This is a genomic window from Bacillus sp. JJ864, from assembly GCF_036963045.1.
In the GTDB taxonomy this organism is placed as follows: domain Bacteria; phylum Bacillota; class Bacilli; order Bacillales; family Bacillaceae_G; genus Bacillus_A; species Bacillus_A pseudomycoides_C.
On the sequence record NZ_JBALLY010000055.1, the window covers coordinates 4921 to 26801 of the forward strand.

At 36.4% G+C, this 21881-nt stretch carries 25 protein-coding genes; 21 read left to right on the top strand and 4 right to left on the bottom strand.

The features are described from left to right. Positions 1–777 precede the first annotated feature (777 nt). From V7024_RS10085 to V7024_RS10110, 5 genes are all read left to right on the top strand, one after another. Positions 778–1650 (top strand): YitT family protein, encoded by an 873-nt coding sequence (locus V7024_RS10085; RefSeq protein ID WP_335519065.1) that lies wholly within the window; start codon positions 778–780, stop codon positions 1648–1650. A 215-nt stretch (positions 1651–1865) separates the two neighbouring features. Next, entirely contained in the window at positions 1866–2270 is a 405-nt protein-coding gene (psiE, locus tag V7024_RS10090; protein WP_335519068.1) for a phosphate-starvation-inducible protein PsiE, read from the top strand. Positions 2271–2462: 192 nt separating this feature from the next. Next, complete coding sequence (locus V7024_RS24415; protein ID WP_438824460.1) at positions 2463–4571, top strand: GW domain-containing glycosaminoglycan-binding protein; 2109 nt, start codon at positions 2463–2465, stop codon at positions 4569–4571. A 388-nt stretch (positions 4572–4959) separates the two neighbouring features. Then, a complete protein-coding gene (locus V7024_RS10105; RefSeq protein ID WP_098918943.1) occupies positions 4960–5118 on the top strand; it encodes a XapX domain-containing protein in 159 nt (52 codons plus the stop codon). A gap of 116 nt (positions 5119–5234) precedes the next feature. Further along, a complete protein-coding gene (locus V7024_RS10110) occupies positions 5235–5570 on the top strand; it encodes a zinc ribbon domain-containing protein YjdM (RefSeq protein WP_335519073.1) in 336 nt (111 codons plus the stop codon). Positions 5571–5924: 354 nt separating this feature from the next. Here the strand turns inward: V7024_RS10110 and V7024_RS10115 are convergent, their stop codons facing one another. Then, positions 5925–6743: a LysR family transcriptional regulator gene (locus tag V7024_RS10115; RefSeq protein WP_335519077.1), complete on the bottom strand. Its 819-nt coding sequence runs from the start codon at positions 6741–6743 to the stop codon at positions 5925–5927. Positions 6744–6865: 122 nt separating this feature from the next. Between V7024_RS10115 and V7024_RS10120 the strand changes: the two genes are divergently transcribed. The 8 genes from V7024_RS10120 (at position 6866) to V7024_RS10155 (ending at position 12742) form a co-directional block, all read left to right on the top strand. After that, the gene (locus V7024_RS10120; protein ID WP_335519079.1) at positions 6866–7606 is read left to right on the top strand and encodes an SDR family NAD(P)-dependent oxidoreductase; all 741 of its coding nucleotides are present in this window, start codon (positions 6866–6868) and stop codon (positions 7604–7606) included. 143 nt (positions 7607–7749) lie between these two features. Continuing rightward, on the top strand, positions 7750–8268 hold the full coding sequence (locus V7024_RS10125; protein WP_335519082.1) for a PadR family transcriptional regulator: 519 nt from the start codon (positions 7750–7752) through the stop codon (positions 8266–8268). A gap of 263 nt (positions 8269–8531) precedes the next feature. After that, complete coding sequence (locus tag V7024_RS10130; RefSeq protein WP_335519086.1) at positions 8532–8870, top strand: heme oxygenase; 339 nt, start codon at positions 8532–8534, stop codon at positions 8868–8870. Between the two features lie 274 nt (positions 8871–9144). Beyond that, positions 9145–9735 carry a class I SAM-dependent methyltransferase gene (locus V7024_RS10135; RefSeq protein ID WP_335519089.1) on the top strand — a complete coding sequence of 197 codons (591 nt, stop codon included), beginning with the start codon at positions 9145–9147 and terminating at the stop codon, positions 9733–9735. Further along, positions 9722–10306 (top strand): DedA family protein, encoded by a 585-nt coding sequence (locus tag V7024_RS10140; RefSeq protein WP_335519092.1) that lies wholly within the window; start codon positions 9722–9724, stop codon positions 10304–10306. The genes V7024_RS10135 and V7024_RS10140 overlap by 14 nt, the downstream gene beginning before the upstream one ends. A gap of 69 nt (positions 10307–10375) precedes the next feature. Beyond that, complete coding sequence (locus V7024_RS10145; protein ID WP_335519095.1) at positions 10376–11077, top strand: response regulator transcription factor; 702 nt, start codon at positions 10376–10378, stop codon at positions 11075–11077. Then, positions 11061–12578 (top strand): sensor histidine kinase, encoded by a 1518-nt coding sequence (locus V7024_RS10150; protein WP_335519099.1) that lies wholly within the window; start codon positions 11061–11063, stop codon positions 12576–12578. The genes V7024_RS10145 and V7024_RS10150 overlap by 17 nt, the downstream gene beginning before the upstream one ends. Positions 12579–12583: 5 nt before the next feature. Then, positions 12584–12742, top strand: coding sequence for a hypothetical protein (locus tag V7024_RS10155; RefSeq protein WP_335519102.1), 159 nt, complete (start codon positions 12584–12586; stop codon positions 12740–12742). Positions 12743–12816: 74 nt separating this feature from the next. On the opposite strand, the gene V7024_RS10160 is transcribed toward V7024_RS10155, so the two are convergent. Together V7024_RS10160 and V7024_RS10165 are read right to left on the bottom strand one after the other, a co-directional pair. Then, a complete protein-coding gene (locus tag V7024_RS10160) occupies positions 12817–13062 on the bottom strand; it encodes a hypothetical protein (protein ID WP_335519105.1) in 246 nt (81 codons plus the stop codon). A gap of 494 nt (positions 13063–13556) precedes the next feature. Continuing rightward, a complete protein-coding gene (locus tag V7024_RS10165; RefSeq protein ID WP_335519107.1) occupies positions 13557–13868 on the bottom strand; it encodes a heavy metal-binding domain-containing protein in 312 nt (103 codons plus the stop codon). Positions 13869–14068: 200 nt separating this feature from the next. Here V7024_RS10165 and V7024_RS10170 point away from each other — a divergent pair, with 200 nt between their 5' ends. From V7024_RS10170 to V7024_RS10205, 8 genes are all read left to right on the top strand, one after another. Further along, complete coding sequence (locus tag V7024_RS10170) at positions 14069–14506, top strand: Rrf2 family transcriptional regulator (RefSeq protein WP_335519109.1); 438 nt, start codon at positions 14069–14071, stop codon at positions 14504–14506. Positions 14507–14569: 63 nt separating this feature from the next. After that, positions 14570–15220, top strand: coding sequence for a DsbA family oxidoreductase (locus V7024_RS10175; RefSeq protein WP_335519111.1), 651 nt, complete (start codon positions 14570–14572; stop codon positions 15218–15220). Positions 15221–15268: 48 nt separating this feature from the next. Beyond that, positions 15269–15871 carry a nitroreductase family protein gene (locus V7024_RS10180; RefSeq protein WP_335519113.1) on the top strand — a complete coding sequence of 201 codons (603 nt, stop codon included), beginning with the start codon at positions 15269–15271 and terminating at the stop codon, positions 15869–15871. Positions 15872–16228: 357 nt separating this feature from the next. Further along, positions 16229–17287, top strand: coding sequence for an endonuclease/exonuclease/phosphatase family protein (locus V7024_RS10185; RefSeq protein ID WP_335519116.1), 1059 nt, complete (start codon positions 16229–16231; stop codon positions 17285–17287). Between the two features lie 46 nt (positions 17288–17333). Next, on the top strand, positions 17334–18836 hold the full coding sequence (locus V7024_RS10190; protein ID WP_335519119.1) for a DUF4077 domain-containing protein: 1503 nt from the start codon (positions 17334–17336) through the stop codon (positions 18834–18836). Positions 18837–18958: 122 nt separating this feature from the next. Continuing rightward, positions 18959–19510: a sigma-70 family RNA polymerase sigma factor gene (locus V7024_RS10195; protein WP_335519122.1), complete on the top strand. Its 552-nt coding sequence runs from the start codon at positions 18959–18961 to the stop codon at positions 19508–19510. Beyond that, complete coding sequence (locus V7024_RS10200; RefSeq protein ID WP_335519125.1) at positions 19480–20874, top strand: DUF4179 domain-containing protein; 1395 nt, start codon at positions 19480–19482, stop codon at positions 20872–20874. Before V7024_RS10195 ends, V7024_RS10200 begins: the two co-directional genes overlap by 31 nt. Before the next feature lie 71 nt (positions 20875–20945). Beyond that, entirely contained in the window at positions 20946–21068 is a 123-nt protein-coding gene (locus V7024_RS10205; protein ID WP_035433200.1) for a DUF4023 domain-containing protein, read from the top strand. 47 nt (positions 21069–21115) lie between these two features. Here V7024_RS10205 and V7024_RS10210 read toward each other — a convergent pair whose 3' ends face one another. After that, the gene (locus V7024_RS10210) at positions 21116–21673 is read right to left on the bottom strand and encodes a DedA family protein (protein WP_335519128.1); all 558 of its coding nucleotides are present in this window, start codon (positions 21671–21673) and stop codon (positions 21116–21118) included. Positions 21674–21881 lie beyond the last annotated feature (208 nt).

Sequence of the window (21881 nt, forward strand, 5' to 3'; positions counted from 1 at the left end):
GCCCGATTGGTGAGGGCTGATAATTAGTGGGGGCTGAAGAAAACCCCCGCTGATTAAAGTTTCACTTTATAAGTTAATTAGATACTTACGGCAATGTTATAACTCAAGCGATAGCGATTTTTTGGTTCAAATCACATTTTGTATGTAAAAAGAAGCATAAGATTGCTGCTTTGGCAAACTTATGCTTCCTATATGAAAAATTGGTTTAGTAAACCATCAGTAGACTCTGTTTTTTTTCAGTAAGTAAAGCCCTGTAAGAGAAGCCCCAAATGTAAGTACAACCCCAACAGCAAGGAGTCCCCAGGACGCAATATTGTTAGGAATTGACGTAGCAGAACACGATAAGAGTGCTCCAAAAGTTCCTAAAGAAACTAAAAGCATCAGATTATTCCAGCTTATTTTTTTTCTCATAGCCCATTCACCTTCCTTTCCCTGATTATACCATCTAGAAGGAATGGTGTGTCGGACAACTTTGAATATGATGGTTTGTAAAAGGCCGTATTTTAATCAAAATTTTCTATACCAAGTATGTAGTAAGTTCATATTTCCACTTTTCATGAGAAATCATAGAAATATGTTTAAAAACTGAAGATTTATGGAAATTAAAGTAAAGTATTATATCATTTTCATATTTTAGGATTAATTGTTAAGATTTCTGCTAAAGAGGGAAGACGTATCAAGAAGTATTTTGATGATAATATGTTAGAATAGTTATTAGGAATGATTCTCACAGGTGTGGTAATGAAAAGAGAAACTAGTTTGAAACGGAGGAATTACATGAGCGTAATCAAAAAACACAAGCCGAATAAACTAAAAATCGTTTTACGAGTAGTAATGATTATTATTGGGGCATTTATAACAGCATATGGACTGGAATCGATATTAATCCCAAACAATGTATCAGATGGTGGTGTGACAGGGTTAAGTATCGTTAGTTCAGAACTATTTGGATTACCATTAGGACTTTTAATTGCAGTCATTAACATCCCGTTTGTTTGGTTAGGGTATAAGCAAATTGGTAGGAATTTTGCTATTTATTCGATTATCGGTATTGCTTCATTAGCAGTCGGTACGGTCCTTATGCACGGAGTACCAACTATTATTCATGGTGATACATTGTTAATTACCGTTGTTGGGGGAATTATCATCGGTTTTGGTATGGGGTTAGCATTACGTAATGGCGGCGCATTAGATGGAATTGATATGTTAGCCGTATTACTTTCTCGAAAGTTACCTTTTGGGACAAGTGACCTCATCTTATTTTTAAACATGTTTGTCTTCGTTTTTGTCTCAACAGTATTTGGCCTTGAAGGGGCTATTCTTTCAGCAATTGCTTATTTTATTGCTTCTAAAGTCATTCACATCGTTGAAGTAGGTTTAAGTGGTTCTAAAACATTTAAAATTATTACAAAGGAACCTGAATTAATGGTAGAGACAATTCGAGATCGCTTAGGTCGAAGTGCAACGTATAATGAAGTTTACGGCGGTTATTCACGTGAACAATTTAAAGAAATTACTTGTGTCATTAACCGTTTAGAAGAAAGTAAAATGAAAGAAATCATTCATGAAATTGATGAAAATGCCTTTGTTACGGTATATGACGTAGCGGAAGTAAAGGGCGGTAATTTCAAAAAACATGATATTCACTAATAGTTTCACAAAAATCACCTTTTTAGTTTTGCTAAAGGTGATTTTTTGTTTGATATTTATGCGTTCATTATTAGCTTGCTTTATGATTTGTAAAAACGCATCGTTAAAAAAACAATTTTACAATTGTGATTACTAAATAGTCATCGTTTGTATAGTGAGGTGGGTTTGTTATAATGTATTAATATGATTTATTAATGGAGGAGGTGCTAGAAGAAATGCGATCATTTAATGTTGATGAGTTTATTTCCAGTGTCTTACAATGGATATTAAATATAGCCCTTATCATATTATCCATAGTACTATCTATCTTTTTAATTAATGAAACAATCACATTTATACAATACATATTTTCAGCAAAAAAATACACATCCTATGATTTAGTTGAAAGTATAATTGTTTACTTTTTATATTTTGAGTTCATTGCATTGATTATTAAATATTTCAAGTCGAATTATCACTTTCCATTACGATATTTTATTTATATAGGAATTACAGCTTTAATTCGATTAATTATTGTTTCTCATGATGAACCACTTGAAACGTTATTATATGCAGGAGCTATTCTCATTTTAGTCATAGCCTTATATATATCTAATATGAGGGATTTGAAGAAACATTGATTTAATTTCGGCCGCTTTTTCTTATGTGGGTGGATGGCGTTTTTTGTCGAAGGGTCGATATATTTCAAATTCCGCCGATATATGAGGAAAAACGGTCGATATATTCAAAAAGTCGTCGATATTTTGCTCACCGTATACATCGATAATGATAGAATAGAAGAAAAAGTTCAGGACATTTAGGGGGAGCAAGGTTTGCGAAATAAGAAATTGTATTCCAAGTTATATAGTAATGTTGTACTGGTAGGAGGAGCGTTACTGTTTTTTGCACTTCCTGTTCAAGCGGCGGATAATCCTCCTGCGACGAGCGTACAAGAGAATCAGATTGTGGCATGGACGACAGGGAATTCTATTTGGACGCTTCCTTATGGGGTAGCGGGTGCTAGTTATGTAGGGTCTACGAATGATTATGTAGGTCGAGATATTCAGTTAGTTCAGAAGATGACAGTGAATAATGTGGTATGGTATCAATTTCGTATAGATGGCCGAGTAATTGGTTGGCTTGATAGTAGATCGTTAAGTGGTTTGAAAAATATTCAAACAATGAATCAGCCTGCCGTGATGGGGGCAACGGCAGGAAACGGTATATGGTCGATGCCGTACGGTGTATCAGGTGCGAATTATATAGGTTCAACGGATCTTTATGTTTATCGAGATATTCAGTTAGTAGAAAGTGCTACATATGGCGGTGTGCAGTGGTACAAATTTAGCGTAGATGGCAAAGTAATCGGCTGGATCGATCGCAATGCGTTAGATAATGCCGGGGAAGCGCAGGCTGCCAATTTTACCATTACAATCGGAAGAAGCTATAACAATGGGATATGGACAGCACCTTATGGGGTTACAGGTGCTCAGTATGTTGGGAGTACCAATGATTATGCTTATCAAACCGTTCAAGTGGTGAAGACTGTAAAAAGAGGGAATGTAACTTGGTACCAAGTAATGAAAGATGGTAAGCTGTTAGGCTGGATCGATGGAGAGAAGGCCGCGTCAGGTTTAACTAATGTAAAAGATGAAAATTACGCTGCTATAATTGGTTTTTCCGTGAAAGGAGACGGAATATGGAGTGCTCCTTACGGCGAATATGGTGCAAGCTGGGTTGATTCTACGAATAGATATAGTTATCAAAACGTCCAGGTTGTACAAAGCGCTACGAAAGGAAATGTTACGTGGAATAGAATTATGGCAGGCAACAAAGTATTAGGCTGGGTGGATGCGCGTGTCTTTACGAAAACGGTATCGAATATAAAAGATGAAAATCGAATCGCACTTATTGGAGATACAGATGGTCATGGGGTATGGAGTACACCTTATGGTGAAAATGGTGCATCCTATGTTGGTTCTGCAAGTAATTATGATAGTCGTCCGCTTCAGATTATCCGCAGCCTAGATAAAGGTGGGGCACGTTGGTATTATTTTAAAGTAGATGGTCATGAAGAAGGCTGGATTGATGCAAAGGCAATTTCTAGTGCAACGAATATTCAAGCTTTAAACAAAGTCGGGCATGTGAGCAATGCAGCGGGTAATGCAGTTTGGTCGAAGCCTTACGGAATGCAGCACGCTAATTATGTTGGTTCTGCAGCGGATTTTGCTAATCAAAACTTGAATTTGTTACAATCTGCAACCTATAACGGGGTGACGTGGTATCAAATTGAGCAAAACGGTCGCAAGGGCTGGCTTGATAGCCGTGCTGTTAGTTTAGGTGGGGTCACACTTGCAGATCGTTTCCATACAATTGGTAATAACAATCAATTAATTGTTGTTACTACAACGGGTTACGGAACGAATCAAGCGCGCATTCGTACGTTTGAACGTGTAAATGGTGCCTGGAAACAACTGCTAGACATGAATGGGCATATTGGCCGTGATGGATTTGCATCCCAAATGAGTGAGAATGTCGTGCAGTCGCCGCGAGGAAAATATTTTATCGGTACCGCATTTGGTCGTTACGGCAATCCGGGTACAAAACTACCATTCCGTCAGATTACGTCGGATGACGTTTGGGTTGATGATTCGAACAGCGCTCTTTACAACACGTGGCAGTCTCGCAGTGCGACGAAGGGACAATGGAGAAGCGCTGAAAATATGGATATATCTGCTTATAACTATGGATTTGTTATCAACTATAATACAGATAGAGCTCCGGGGGCTGGAAGTGCAATCTTCTTCCATGTTTCTGATATGTATACAAATGGCTGTACTGGCACGGATCAGCAAGACGTTATTTCTATTTTGAAGTGGCTAGATCCAGCTAAGAATCCGGTGATCATTCAAAGTCCTGAATCTGAGCTGGGGAATTATTAAAGAGAAAGAAAAGGATAGAACAAGCAGTTGCATACTGCCTGTTCTATCCTTTTTTTATAGTAAAAATATCCTATTTTAGGGAATGCTAATACAAGCTGTGCTAGCAATTAGCGGGATTTATCCCGCTATTCGTGGGCAGTAAGACCCACACCTCAAGATTGAAAGAGCATTGTCCAGCTCTAGCGGCTAGAATCTCCGGTCGTTTCGCCCCCTCGGACGAGGCAAAAAGCGCCTCTCTGTCAGGGGCGTAGGCGTCCTGCGATTCTGAGCGAGCCGCTTCCGCTTTTCTAAAGAAGAGAGGTGGGGGATGAAGAAAACCCCACTGATGGAAGTTTCACTTTATAAATTAGAGAAAAACAGCAAATAAAGCATCTAGGAGGAAAGCAATATGCATGAAATTTTTATGTCAACTTTAGCGGGATTAATCGTAGGGGTGATATTTACGCTATTAAAACTCCCAATTCCTGCGCCTCCAGTTTTCTCAGCAATCATGGGAATCGTTGGGGTATGGGCGGGAATGAAGATAGTTCAATTCTTTTGGAGTTAACAAAAAAGGAAGCGGGTTTATGCTTCCTTTTTTTGTTATGCCCGGGTAGGGTTGTCAATAAAAGAAGACTATGGCAGTATAGAAAAGTATATATAACGAGTGGAGGAACTAAACAGATGTCAAATTTACCAAATTGCCCAAAGTGTAATTCAGAATACACATACGAAGATGGAGTTCTGTTTGTTTGCCCAGAATGTGCACATGAGTGGACGTTAGAAGCGGCAAATAATGAAGATGAAAAAGTAATTAAAGATGCGAACGGAAATGTGTTACAAGATGGTGATTCTGTAACAGTAATTAAAGACTTAAAAGTAAAAGGAACTTCATTAGTTGTAAAAATCGGTACGAAAGTAAAAAGTATTCGTTTAGTTGATGGCGATCATGATATTGATTGTAAAATCGATGGTTTTGGACCGATGAAATTAAAATCTGAATTTGTGAAAAAGGCATAAAGTATTTATAGAAACGAAAAAGGATTACCTTGTATCTTTATAAGAGGTAATCCTTTTTAGTCTATTTTCTTTTTCCTAAACATCGAAGTCTAACTCCTTTACGCGATTTCTATCATTACATGGAATGAAGAAGCGGAAACATCGAATTGTCTAACAAGATTCTTACAATATTGTAAGAATTCTTTTATATATATCTAAATTAAAAACCGACATAAAACCCCTTTTCTTTTTAGGGGGGCGAGAGCAACTGGCCATGCATAGAAGCGGTCAGGGCCTTTTTCTACCCCGTGCGATGTTTAAAACACAAGGAGCAAGCAAGTGCAGGGGATACGATTACTTTTAGCCTTGTTTATTTCATAATCCCTTCAAAAACAAAATGAACTTCTCCAAACTTTGTGACCTTTGTTTTTCACGTTTCATAATAAAATTAATCTTCATTTTGTCAGGTAATTCTTTATGATGGATGGCTTTCATTTCTTTTATAACATCCGCGGGTAGGATGCTGATCCCAAGTCCGGCATGAACCGCTTGGAGAATGGATTCAAGGGAATCAAATTCCATTATAGCTGGTTGATTCCAATTTTGTTTCTCGGCGAAATTGAATAGCTTGTTTCTATATATACAACTTGGATCACTATTTACAAGTAGTGTTGGCTGCTGCTGCTCAATTGGCGAAATGAGTACGATGTTTTCAAAATAATGATAAACACTTTCGAACTGCGAATCGTTGTATGAACCGCTTATGAAAATTCCATCAACTTCTCCGTAATCAAGCATTTCTTGTAATTGTAGTTTGTTAGCCGTTTTTACTTTTACATCAATGCTCTGATTAGACTGTAAAAAGGAAGCTAGTAGGTGTGGAACTTTTACAGCGGAAATAGTTTGCGGCGCTCCGATAATTAACGATTCTCGCCACTTTTTAGGGTTTAGTTTTGATTTTGCTTCGTCCATTAACATCATAATTTGGTTTGTATAATTCAATAAAATTTTTCCGTCTTCAGTTAATGTTACGCCTCTGTTATTACGTACTAGTAATTTGACGCCAAGTTCTTCTTCTAAGCTTTTTATACGCTGGCTTATATTTGGCTGCACATATCCGAGTTTTTCAGCGGCTCTAGAGATTGATTGTAATTCGGCAACATGTTTAAAAATCCATAAGTCATGACTTTCCAAAATAGATCCCTCCACTGATATCATTTGAAATGATATCAACCTTATTATTCAGTATTATACCTTTCGTAAGCGTGAGGATACAATGGATGATAACAAATACGATAAGAAGAGGAGCACAGGCAGTGGAGATAAAAGATAAAGTAGTCATTATAACAGGCGGCGGTACTGGTATTGGAAAGGCGACGGCTTTGAAATTAGCGGATGCAGGGGCGAAAGTTGTAATCAATTATAGCCGTTCGGAAAAAGAAGCAGTAGAAACGAGGGACGAAATTGTAAAGCGCGGAGGGACAGTGCTCGTTGTAAAAGCAGATGTTGCAGTAGAAGCAGAAGTAGAGGACATGGTGCTGCAAACGGTGAAATCTTTTGGAACTGTAGATGCTTTAGTAAACAACGCAAGTATAACAGCACAAATACCGATGGGTGATTTGCAGTCTGTAACAGATGAAGTGTGGGATTCTCTTTTTAACGTAAACGTGAAAGGGATGTTTCATTGTATAAAGGCTGTTGTTCCTTATATGAAGAAACAAGGATCGGGTGCGATTGTGAATATAGGCAGCGTTGCTGGAATAACGGGGCTAGGTTCATCAGTTCCGTATGCAGTAACAAAAGGGGCGATTCATACGATGACAAAATCGTTAGCCATTTCACTCGCACCTCAGATTAGAGTAAATGGTATCGCTCCTGGTGCAGTTCATACAAGGTGGTGGGCGGATCATGAAGAAAAGATGCATCAACTGGCTGGGAACATACCGCTGAAAAGAGTTTCAACGCCTGATGAAATTGCTGAGGCGATCTTGTTTCAATTGACCCAAGAATCAATTACGGGACAGATATTTACAATTGATAATGGACAGACGCTTTGAAGTTAAGAGAGTGTGGGCGCTAAGAGATAGTTTTTCTATACATATTTGTCGTATAATAATGGCTAACAATCGACGTAATTGAGTTATTGTCTAGTTCTCATTTCCATCATCAGATATAATATGGTTTAGAAAGGATGATCTCTATGGAACAGCGCTCACTCGTCCTGCTCGGTTTGCTTATGAGCCAAAGTCAGCATGGATATCAAATTAATGAATTTATTGAAAAAAATTTAAGTACAGTTACAGATATGAAAAAACCGACTGCTTATGCAACGTTAGATAAACTGAATCAAAAGGGATACATTGATGTTCAACTGGAGCAAGAAGGAAACAGGCCATCTCGAAAAGTGTACTCTATTAATGAAAAGGGAAAACAATATTTTTACAAGTTGTTATTGAACAATTTATCTTCAGCTGAGAGTGTTAATTATCAAGGTGATATCGGACTCATGTTTATTGATTTTCTTCCATTAGAAAAATCTTTGCCAGCTCTAGAGGAACGATTAACTAAAAATAAGAAATTAATTCATATTTTTAAACAAACCCCAGTTCATGAGATGAGGATTGGAGTCAATCTAGCAATCGAGCATAAAATAATAATGTTAGAAGCAGAGATTGCATTTCTTGAAAAAACGGTTAAAACACTTAGCTCTAAAATGTAAATTGTTAAACTCATTTTGCAACAAGATGCTCTTGTCTTCAATATGAAGAAAAGGGCTTTTATTTTGTTTTTTTGTATTTATATAGTCATCGTTGACTAATAAAAACGCGATGTATATAATGGACTTAATTAGTCATGTGTGACTAATTGAGTTGAAACATAAAGATACCATTATAGTAAAGCATGATGAGCGAAAAAAGCATCGATGTCATGCAGATAGTTCATTCGAAGAAGTTTTCACAAACATTAAGGAGGTTTTTGAGGATGATCGTTGTTACAAACAGAATGAAAACAAAAGTAGGATTTGCAGAAAGAATGGCCCCATCATTCACTCGTTCAGGTGCATTGCAACAAATGGAAGGTTTTGTGAAGGTTGAGGTTTTAATTACAAAAAACTTAACTGAGTTTGATGAATTAAATGTAAATATGTACTGGGAAAATGAAGAGAGCTTTATGAAATGGAGAAATAGTGATGCGTTTAAAGAAGCGCATAAACGACCAGAACCAGGCTCTAAAGAAGCGCAGCAAGAATCACCAATTTTAGGTAGTCAAATCATTGTCGCGGAAGTGGCGTCTGTAATGGAGGCACTTCCTGAAAAATAATATACAATTGTTAAAAGAGGTTCCCCAAAGATACTATCTTTGGGGAACCTTTTTCATTTGGAAAGAATAAATTAGTAGAGTAAATCGAGGTGCATTTTAACAAGGGTAAATTAGTAGATAAAGGAAATTCTTGTAGGTATGGCGTGCGGTATATAATGTTGAGGTTTTTCATTTTCTTCAGAAAAACTTAAGGAATCTCTCCGTTATTTTTTAAGAAATGATAGTTATACTTAGGGCTATCGTACACAATACTGAATGAACGAGGGGATGTTTGATGAAGCTTTTTACATTTTTAATGGAGTTTATAAAGCACCCTAAGCATATTGGAGCGATTGCACCGAGTTCGAAAATATTAGCGAAAAAAATGGTGGATGCAATCGATTTTAGGAACGCAAAGTATATTGTGGAATTAGGGGCAGGCACAGGGGTTTTCACAAGAGAAATTATGAAACGAAAACAGAAACACACCATGTTTATTCTTATTGAAATTAATGAAGTTTTTGTGAGGGATTTACAGAAACAGTTTGGGGGTGATCCAAGTGTTTTTGTTATCCACGGATCAGCTGAAAATATGCAAACGTATATGAGGGAGCTACAGATAGACGAAGTCGATTATGTATTATCCGGTTTACCGTTTACTTCGTTACCAATGGAAGCATCATCGTGTATTTTAAGCAACGTGGTGGAGGTCTTACAAGAACATGGTGAGTTTATTACGTTTCAATACTCACTCGTACGAAAATCATTCATTCAAACTTTTTTCCCAGATATATCTGTTACAAAGGTTTGGTTTAATTTCCCGCCAGCTTATGTGTTGAGTTGTAGAAAAGAAGTAGGGAGTGCTGTTATGTATGGAGTTACATGAATTGTTATCCTATATTCAGCATTACGGTTACGGTGCTTTATTTTTTTGTTTATGGTTAGGAATTGTTGGTATGCCGATCCCGGATGAAATGGTCGTGATGAGCGGCGGATTGGTTTCATCCATACATATATTAATGCCGATACCAGCATTTTTGTTAACGTATCTCGGCGTTGTGTCGGGGCTCTCTTTAGGATATATCCTTGGAAAGACGTTAGGTTCGAAAGTTCTAGATGCATGGATGAAAAAGAAGAAGGCGAAGTATCTTGTGAAATCACAAGCATTGCTTGATCGATACGGACATTATGCTTTAGTAATCAGCTATTTTATACCAGTAGTGAGACATAGCGTTCCTTACTTAGTTGGAATCAACAATATGTCATTTAAAACGTATGCTTTGTATTCATATATGGCAGGGTTTGTTTGGACGTTATTCTATTTTATGCTCGGGTATCTGTTTGGAGACAATATCAATCGTATTGTAGAACTCACAACGAAGTATGGTTTCATTGTGGGGAGTGTTCTTGTGGTAATGTTCGGTGTGTACTACATATGTAGAGAGAGTAAGGAATAATTTAACAAAAACTCAAATTTATTTGTTAGAATATTCCTATAATAGATTGATAATGTTGGAGGAGAGATTGTGAGTCAAGAAACAATACTTGTCGTAGATGATGAAAAAGAAATTCGCGATTTGATTGCGATTTATTTGAAGAATGAAGGATATGAAGTGCTTCAGGCCGGTGATGGTGCAGAAGGGTTAGAAATATTACAAAAGCAGCAAGTACACTTAGTTGTATTAGATATTATGATGCCGAAGCTAGACGGGATTCATATGTGTATGAAAGTAAGAGAAATTGCGGAGATGCCAATTATTATGTTGTCGGCAAAAACGCAAGATATGGACAAGATTTTAGGCTTAACAACCGGGGCAGATGATTATATTACGAAACCTTTTAATCCGCTAGAATTGATTGCTCGTATTAAATCACAGCTTCGCAGGTATATGAAAATGAGCGGCGGTTTTGTGCAAAATGAAGATGAAATTGAAATTGGCGATATGAAAATAAATGTTGCGACGCATGAAGTCATTGTGGGAAACGACGAAGTGAAATTGACACCGAGAGAATTTTCCATTTTAGAGTTACTGGCGAGAAATCGTGGGATGGTATTTAGTGCGGATCAAATTTATGAACGAGTATGGAAGGAACAGTCCTTTCAATCTGATAATACGGTTATGGTACATATTCGAAAAATCCGCGAGAAGACAGAGGAAACTCCGAGAAAACCTCGTTATATAAAAACAGTGTGGGGAGTGGGGTATAAGATTGAAAAAGATATTTAAACCATTTTATTATGTGATTCAAAAAATAAAAAGATTGTTACATAGACCTATTAATTACATTCGTAAGAGTATTAGAATTCAATTAATTACGACGTTTATTTTTTGTGCCTTGTTAGGTTTTTTTGTATCACGGTTATCCGTTCCGTTTTTTGAAAAGGCAAATCGAAATGCTGTTATTGATTATAGTGGTGGTATGGATGCCATTAATTATAAAGCGCAGCAAACAGCAGGATTGATAGCAAGAGAAAATACGGTAGATGCTTTGCAAAGAATGATTGATAGGGAAAATCAGAATGCTGAGCGCAGACAGCATGCTTTAAAAGTGCTGGTTACAGATGAAACAGGAAAGGTTTTATATAAAACAAAGCAGGCGGAAGAAGAACAAATTAATTTGCATAATACAATACGTAATGCGATGTCTTTTGCTAGTAATCAACCGATTGATAACAATGGTTTAAGAGGAACGAAGGATTTACGTAAAGAATTTATCACTTTTTATCCAGTTACATTAGAAGGTAAAAATTTATATATGTTTGTAAGCGGCATTCCAGTAGGTGATGTTGTATATAATACGGCAGAAGGTCCTGTTCCATTCTTTATTGGGGTTCTCGTATTTATCTTTTCTTTCTTTTATATAACAAAGCAAAAAATGAAGCAAATTGAAGCAATGGCAGAAGGTGTAAAAGAGATTGCCAAGGGAAACTTAGCCTATCGAATTGAAAAAAAAGGCAAAGATGAAATGGCCTTATTAACAGAAAATATTAATCATATGGCAGAAGAACTTATGGTGAATATTGAAAAAGAGCGGAAAATTGAAAAGCAAAAAAATGAATTAATTACAAATGTATCGCATGATTTACGTACGCCACTTACTTCGATTATGGGATATTTACGTTTATTGCGTGATGCTAAATATGAAAATAAAGAACAATACGATGAGTATGTAAGAATTGCATTTTCAAAGTCAGAGCAGTTAAAGAATTTAATAGAAGATTTATTTGAATACACAAAGCTAACAAATGAAAAGATTACATTAGAAAAACAAGAAGTATGCGTAAATGAACTTCTTGAGCAGTTAATTGAAGAACTTGTACCGCAAGCCGAGGAACATGGTCTTTCCTTTGTGAAAGAATTTCCAGAAGATCGTTTATACGCTTCCTTGGATTCAGAAAAAATGGTCCGCGTGTTTGATAATTTATTAATGAATGCCATTAAGTATAGTAAAGATGAGGGAGAAATTATCGTTTCGCTTCAAAGAGAGCGACGTAACATTCGCATTTCTATTGCAAACGAGAGTGAAGAGTTTACAAAAGAAGAGCTAGAGAACTTATTTGAACGCTTCTATAAAAAAGATCAATCAAGAAGTAGAGTGTCAGAAGGCTCGGGGCTTGGACTTGCGATTGCCAAAAGCATTGTGGAACTAGAAGGCGGAGAAATTCGAGCGGAATATGAGAATGGGGTAGTTCAGTTTATGATTGTATTGCCGGTTGTCGCGGAGTGATGCTGATGAAAAAGGATAGCAAAGATGATGTGTCTTGGTGGATATTGAAGTTATGGACATCAATCCCGAGAAGCATCCGTTTCGCATTTTTGTGGTTTGTCATTTTAGGAATTTCTTTTTTAGGCTGGGTGAAAATCATACGTAGATTATTTGAATTGGAGTAAAATGTGGCAATTGGGTGATTCAATTTTCTTAAGGATCACCCAAAAGAATTTAAAAAGCTTAGAATCTCTGATTTTTAATCTTTGATAAGCTTATATATTAGTAATAGCGTGAGGATTGTTCCAGGAAGAGAGATAGGATCAGGAAGAAATTTTAATACCCAAAGAGAAGTCATAATTGTAGATACTAAAAGAAAGGGCATCCACTTTTCATGGTCAAATTTCTTTTTGTTAGATAGAACAATTACATATCCTACTAAGGGGATAACGATACAGATTGTATATAAAAACTTGTCTCGTAAATACCAAGGTCTTTGTTTCATAGGTTTTCTCCTGTACAAATTAGGTTGTATTGTAATAATTATACAAAAAGCTACTTTGTCTAGCAATATATGGATTTTGTAAATTGTTTGGAAAACTATGGAATGGTATTATATATATGAATCCATTTTCATTTTTTTACATATAGATTGCGGCTATACAGAAGAGCCTGCACTTGCTTTCTTCCTTTGTTTTACCTTGTATGTGGCAGGAAAGGGCACTGACCGTTTCTATGCATGGCCAGATGCTCTCGCCCACCGAAAAAGAATGGTTTTATGTCGGTTTTTTAATTTGGATTTATATAGTTAATACTATTTAAAGTAAGGGGAAATGGTAATGGGAATTTTCACAGCGATTGTAGCAACTAGTTCGATTTTATTTTTAGCTTGGGCTGTAGGGAACCGAGAAAAGAGGCAACAGCAATAAGATTAGGTCATCTAGCATTTCACTAAAAAGAAGCACCTCAATCCAATTGAGGTGCTCCTTTTCTATCTATTTACACACGTACAGCTGTACCGCTTACCGCAACCATTAACATTCCGTCACGAACCACTTCGTAATCTACATCGACACCAACGATTGCATTTGCTCCTTTTTGCGTCGCAAGTTGTTTCATTTCTTCCATCGCAATGTCACGTGCTTCTTTTAATTTACTCTCATATGCACCAGCACGGCCGCCGACAACGTCACGAACAGAAGCGAAGATGTCACGTACGATATTTGCACCCATAATTGCTTCACCGTTTACGATGTCTACATACTCGATAATTTCTTTTCCTTGAATTGTATTAGTTGTTGTTACGATCATTTTCAACACGCTCCTATAATCTCTAAAGATTTATTATTTCTTATGCTCTTATTATTACATGGAAATAGTACGGAAACTATCTTATAACCTTACATAAAGATGACAGTTTCGTAAGATTGGTAAATAAAAATCTTTTTCGAAGCGTGCTTGACTTCCATTTAGGTTGTAACTATAATGATTACAACTGAGCGGTGATAAATATGAAAATTAGTAGCCGTTTTACAATTGCTGTGCATATTTTATCTCTCCTGAAAAATAATCCACCTTCTATTTGTACTTCAGAATATATGGGGGAAAGTGTAAATACAAATCCAGTAATTATTAGGAAAGTACTATCGTATTTTAAAAAAGCAGGTTTTGTTGAAGTACGCCGCGGCGCAGGAGGAGCTTACCTCGTGAAAGAGTTGTGTGAGATTACCTTGTTAGATGTGTACCGAGCCGTAGATGTGGTGGAAGAGGAAAAGTTATTTCATTTTCATGAAAATCCAAATCCTAATTGTCCGGTGGGAGCAAATATACAAGCCGTTTTAGAAGTGATTTTAGTTCAGGCACAAGAAGCGCTTGAGCTCGTATTGGAAAGCATAACAATGGAGAAATTAGTTATATCATTAGTAACTCAAATACATTCTGAAAAGTAATTTTTTTTAACTTAGTTGTAACTTAATTGATTACAGTGGAAAGAAAAGTGAGGGAACATAAACATGACTGTAAAAATTAAAGCTTATTCTGATTTTATATGTCCATTTTGTTTTTTAGGAAAAGCTCCTTTGGATGAGATTGTAAAGGGGAAAGATGTAGAAGTAGAATGGATGCCATTTGAATTACGTCCGAGTCCATATCCGAAAATTGATCCATGGAAAGAGCCTGACAAGCTAGGTTCATGGGATTCATTTATTGTTCCTACCGCAAAAAAATTAGGAGTAGAAATGCGTTTACCTCGTGTTTCTCCGCACCCATATACAAACCTTGCCTTTGAGGGATACCACTTTGCGAAGGAACATGGAAAAGGAAATGCGTTTCACGATAGAGTGTTTGCTGCCTTTTTCCAAGAAGAACAAAATATTGAAGATATCGAAGTATTAACAAAATTGGCAGGGGAAGTTGGACTCCCTAAAGAAGCATTTAAAGAAGCATTAGTATCAAGAAAGTATAAAGACATACAAGAAGAAGCGTTGCGACATGCTTACGAAGAGGCGCAAATTATGGCTGTTCCAACATTCGTTATTGGTGATGAAGTGATTCAAGGATTAGCGAGCAAAGAAAGATTAGCAAAAGCAATCGATCAAGAGCTAGCAAAAAGTAAAGAAAATGAGTTAGATGGAATGCAATGTAATGTAGATGGATATTGTTAATAAGAGATTGGATGATAATCAACATATAAAATATTGGGGGAATGAAACATGTCAGTTACTACAAAAAATTTAAAAGATGCAATTATGAACCGCCGTTCTATTCGTAAAGTAAAAAGGAACGAAAACATTACGAAAGAAAGAATAAGTGACGTTTTAAAAACTGCTTTATACGCACCATCGGCTTTTAATATGCAAAGTGGCCGCCTCGTTGTATTAATGGATGCAGAGCATGAAAAGTTTTGGGATATCGTAAAAGAAACGCTTCGTGCCCTTGTTCCGGCAGAAAATTTTGAGGCAACTGCAGCAAGACTGCAAGGATTTCGTGACGGAGTAGGGACAGTGTTGTTCTTTGAAAATCAAGAAACGGTGAAGACAATGCAAGACAACGCACCATTATATAAAGACCAATTCCCATTCTGGTCTCATCAAGGAAGTGCAATGCTGCAATATGCAACGTGGATGGCTTTATCAGTAGAAGGAATCGGTGCGTCCCTGCAACACTACAATCCAATTGTTGATGAAGAAGTAAAACAAACTTGGAACATTCCAGCAGAGTGGAGCCTAGTAGCACAAATGCCATTCGGTGAGCCAGATGAGCAGCCAGGTGAAAGAACGTTCTTACCTTATGAAGATGTAGTGAAATTTTATTAAGAAAAGCGAATGATTTCCTGAATAGGGAACACACAGTCATTATGGCGAATGGATTCAACTTAAAAACTGGAGTATGACTATACCTAAAGAGAAAACGTCTCAAATATTAGAGACGTTTTTTTATATTTATATAATGAGTAACAAACATTGATAACATCATTATTTGTTAATTAAAATATAAGGATATAAAATTATTAATGTGGTAAAATAAACTTGTTTCTTTATGAAATAAGTAATATTTATTTATCATAACATAACATCGAAAATTCTGAATTATTTTTATTTATTGAAGAAAGGAGGTATTTACAGTATATTTTTTTAGAAACATTTATTTTGATATAAAAAGGGGTTATTTATTTGAAGAAAATATTTAAAGCGCTTTTATTACTAGTAGTATTAGTGAGCATTAGTGTAGTTGTATTTCTAGCCTATATTATGATTACGGATGAAAAACCTGTTAGTACTCTTAAATTGAAGGTAGAAAATAAAAATGAAAAAGTCTTAAAACAGGGAGACACATTTACCGCGACGACTTTTAATATAGGCTATGCTGGTTTGGATAAAGATCAAGACTTTTTTATGGACGGGGGAGAAGGCTCTCGTTCTAGTAGTAAAGAACAAACAGAAAAGAATCTTAAAAACATGCTATCTTTTTTACAAAAGGAAGATTCTGATTTCATCTTATTGCAAGAAGTGGATACAAAATCTTCAAGATCATTTGATGTGAATGAATATGACGTATTTAAGAATGGTTTGAACAACTATGAATCTTCTTTCGGATATAACTATCATGCACAGTGGGTACCTGTTCCAATTACGAATCCAATGGGATATGCAAATTCAGGAATGAGTTCATTTTCTAAGTATAAGATTGATACAGCAACAAGATTTCAACTGCCGGGGAAAGAGCCTTGGCCAAAACAATTATTTGATTTAGACCGGGCGATCGTTGAGCATAAAATCCCTGTGAGTAATGGGAAATATTTAAGACTCGTCAACCTTCATTTATCTGCTTATGATAAAGGCGGAAAAATAAGAAGGCAGCAAGTGGATTATTTGAAAGAGTATATGAACGAACACTATAAAAACGGTGATTATGTGATACTTGGCGGTGATTGGAATCAACTAGTCTCTGATGTACAGCTAAAAGATCCGAAGTTTCAAAAAGTATGGCCCGAATGGTTAGTAGAGTTGCCAAAAGATTTCACAGACGGTGGGTTCCAGTGGGCGGTAGACCCTACTGTTTGGACTGTTCGCGATGATGTGAAAAAATATGTAGAAGGTGAGAATTTCGTTACGATTATTGATGGATTTTTAGTTTCGCCAAATGTTGAAATCGTAAATGTACATGGGAATGATCTGAAGTTTGAAAATAGCGATCATAATCCAGTAAGTGCAGTATTCAAATTAAAATAAGCTTTATTTTGCGGATAACTTTTATTTAGAAAGGAAAGTTTCGTGTATGGAGTGGTTAAAGAGAAAATGCTTTTCTAATCTTGAACAAGAATCACAAAAAAATCATTTATTACTGTTCATTAGTATGTTCAGTTTTTTCTTGGGAATTGCTGCAATTAGTTATTACGGATATATCTTCACGGCTAGAGCGATCCCGTTTTGGGCATGCGGTGCCTCTCTGTTTATAGTAGGGATTCTCCTTAATCTCGTTCCGGAAATGGTATCCGTGTATAAATATATTATGACCTTTATGTTATTAGTGATGTCGTATATTATGGTTCAAACGTTTAATGAAAGTCCAGCTATTTTTCAAATGGTCTATTTTACATTAGCGGTTTCCTTAATTTATTTAAGTGAACGCCTTATTTTAATGCTTGGAGGAGTCGCTGTTATTACGACATTTATTCTTTGTAGCTACTGGCCAAAGCAGTTTTTTGCTTATACTGCCGCTTCGGAAGCAGCTAATTTCGCAAGTTTACTGGCGATTGTGACGCTGGCGATGTGGGGTGTCACGAAAATCGGAAAAAGTCTTCTTGTACGTCTAAATAAAGAAAAGCAAGAAGTAATAAGAAAAGCTGAGGAATTAGAAAATACGCAAAGGCTGATTGAAGAAACCGTTCTAAATTTAGATCAAAATTTCAATAGCTTGAAAAATAATGTGAATACTTCAATGAAATCGATGGGAGAAATTAATGTTGCCTTCCAAGAAGTAGCCACGGGGGCGCACTCTCAATCAGAAATGATGTCACACTCTGTAGAAGTACTCAATGATATGGAGACAAATATTGAACACATTATTTCACAGGTAAGAGAAGTATCGACAAACGTTGATGAAAGTTTAGAAGTTTCAAAGATAAGTGTAGGAACCTTGCAAAACTTTGAACGGCATATGCGGAGCTTAAGTGAAATTCTTACACAGTCAGGGCTTATATTTAGAGAATTAACAGAGCAATCGAAAAAGATTACGGAGATTGTGGACGTAATCACAGGAATCTCAGATCAAACGAGTTTGTTAGCGCTAAATGCCAATATTGAAGCAGCAAGAGCAGGTGAGCATGGAAAAGGTTTTGCGATTGTAGCGAATGAGGTATTAAAACTTGCGGAAGGGTCAAATCGTTCGGCTGGAAGTATTCAAGGCATTTTAAGAGACTTTAGCAATCAAGCAAATAAGATAGAAGAGCAAGTCGGAAAAGGGACAAAAGTGCAAGAAGAGTGTAATAAAATGTTGTCGGACGTTTTAGCAAATGTAAGCAACCTTGGTGCATTTATCGATTCTATTAATCAGTTAATGACAGAAATCGTTCATCATCAAGAAAGCTTCCAGGTGAAAACGACGAATATCGTTCAAGATGTTACGTATGCGGCTACTGTCATTCAACAAACATCCGCTGCGACAGAGGATGTACTCGTAAGTGTGGAAGAAGAAAGAAGACGTAATGAAACGTCTGTTGAAGCGTTACATACTGTAGCAGCGCAAGTGAAACAGTTAGAAGCAATTTTAGAGAAATAGACGAACAGATTTGTCTTAAGAAACGTCTCAATCTTTGTTGGGACGTTTTTTTATGCAAGAAATATAAATTTTTGAAACCAAAACATTCCATATCCTATCTAATAAGTGGAAGGAGGGATAAGATGGATGAAATAAAATTAGTGAAAAAAGCAAAAAAGGGTAATGATGCAGCGTTTGAACAGCTCATTAGCCTTCATCAGGACCAGTTATATCGCACAGCTTATATGTATGTGCAAAATAAAGAAGATGCCTTAGATATCGTACAAGAAACAGTTTATAAAGCGTACGTATCTTTAGAGCAATTACAAAAACCAAACTTTTTTCTGACGTGGTTGACGCGTATTCTAATACATAATGCTTACCAAGTATTAAATGAGAAGAAGAAGGTGCAACAATTAGAGGATCGCAGGGAATACAAGGATGTACGAAACATAGCAAACGGAATTGAGCAAAATATTGACTTGCAAGTAGCAATCGGAAAACTCGATGAAAATTATCAAACTGTTATTATTTTACATTATTATTATGATCTTCCGATAAACCAAATTGCTTGGCATATGAATGTACCTGAAGGAACTGTCAAAACGTATTTGCATCGAGCGAGAAAATCGTTAAAGAAATTATTAGGAGGGAGTGATGAGAATTGGATAAACAGTGGGTTAATGATGAAATAAACAAAATCGAAGTTCCTCGGGAAGAGTTACAGATCGCGATAACAAAAGGTATGAACAGAGCAAAGCAAGAAAAACCAACAAAAAGAAAAGATAAACGAAGAAAGATTGCATGGTTAGCCGCTGCATCAGTATGTATAGGTGTACTAGGTTCAGGATTTGTTTTCCCTCAAATGAATCGTGTACTAGCGGAAGTTCCACTTATAGGGAAAGTGTATGATTATTTTCATGATACGATGGGACAAAATTTGTTTGCGAGTAAACTTGTAACAGAATTGAATCAACAAGCGGTAAGCAATGGGATTAGTGTAACGATGAAAAGCGTGTATTACGACGGGGGGCGGATTGGGATAACATTTACGGTTGATAATCCGGATAAAGTAGGGGAAAGTGCTGTATCTCATAATCGTTTTGATTATACATATAAGCTTGCTGATGGAAGTCCAAAGTGGATGATAGCCGCTTCGGGTGATGGGAGAGTAACAAAGAATGGTTGGTTTGGAAATATCAAAATTGATTACCCTGAAAAAGAATTACCTCCAAATACAACATTACCAATTACCATTACATCTATCGGTGAAACGAGAGGATTTTGGAAGTTTGATATTCCCGTGAAACAATTAGAGAATAAAAAAATTAACTCGCAGCAGTCAATTAGCAGCGAGGACCAACAGCATACATTTAACTTTGAAAATATTACAATCGGTAAAGGAGCAACAACGATTGACTACAAAGTAATTTATCCGCTTGTAGGCGAGAACGACTTAGCACGAATCCACAAAATAACAGATGATAAAGGGAACGAAATTGATATGTCTACTTCAGGGATTGAATTTGGCAGAAAAAAAGTAGGCGATCATGTAGAATCTGCAGAGCGTTCGATTTTCGAGAAAATTCCTGACAGTGCGGAATTTATTACGATATATCCTGTTGTCCGATTATCAGAAAAACGAGCGATTGTAAAGCTAGATGAAAAAACACCATTTGAAATTAAGAGCACGCGCAGTGATTTCAAAATAATTGTTAACCACATCCAGCATAAGAATCAGCGGCTAATTGTGAATTACACACTTCAAAATGTCGATACAAAACATATATCTATGGACGAATTAATCAATTTTGGCGAGGCAATGAATCTAACGGATTCTTCGTACGTGAATCATGATATTGTACCGCGTGGACATAATGTAAAAGGAAGTACCGTGAAAGTATTAGATAAGGAAAAGCTTCAATTTGAAGGAACGTTCCAATTAGATGGGAAATATGGTGTAGAGAATTTCAGTTTAAAGGATTACGTATTAGAGGTACTGATGTCGCCGTATCACCCAAATAAAACATTACCGCCTGTTCAAATTAAAGTAAAATAAAGCAATACTTCATGATTTTACGTGCAATTGGTTATAGTAACAAAAGAACGATAACCAAGGAGGCTGCAACTATGGATAACAGTAGTAATTTTGTAGAGAAACTGCACGATACGCAGGAGAAAGCAGAACGAAATAAAAAACGCCAAGGTAACGGAAATCCGGGCAAAAAGAAGCCAAATAAAACGCATAAATAAGAGATAAGAAAACCCATCTTCTGTATTGAAGGTGGGTTTTAAACATTTTAGTGTGTTGCATTCGTTTTTTTTCTGCGAATGTATAGAAAAGCCAAAGCGGCAAGAACGGCAAAAATGATTAATACAACTAATAAAACAAGCCCATAACGGTGAACATAATGGGCGATTAGATGCCAGTCTTTCCCGAATTGTAATCCTAATTGAATAAAAGTAAAGCTCCATATGAATGCTCCTAGATAAGCGTACAGACAAAATGTCCGAATACGCAGACTGGAAATGCCGGTTAAATAGGCAGTAACATGCCGCACACCTGGAATGAAGTAGCCAAAAATCAGTAAAGGAGGACCGATTTTTTGAAAGAGAGTTTGTGTTCGAGCAATTTTGCTTTCTGTAATGTGCATTTTAGGGCCAAATTTCTTTAAGAAGGGAAGCCCAAGTCTTTTTCCTAATATGTAACTAAGCGAAATACCAACTGCCGAGCCAAACCATGCGCTTAATAAGGCGATAAAGAAGTGCATTTTCCCTTGAAATATATAATATCCTACAAAAGTTAATAACGTTTCATCTGGTATTGGTAATCCGATAATTCCCCCAACTAATGCCATGATTAGTCCGAAATATCCATAATGCGAAATGACATAATTTAAGTGCTGTTCTATTTGTGATCACCGTCCGTTTCATCTGCAATAAGAACTGTTGTATATGTCTTTTAGTTTCACCTAATTACGTGTAATCATTACTATATTTCTTTATTATAGTGAATCTTGTTTCAGAGCCAAAAATAAACGTTGTTAATTTGTAACTACTCAGTTA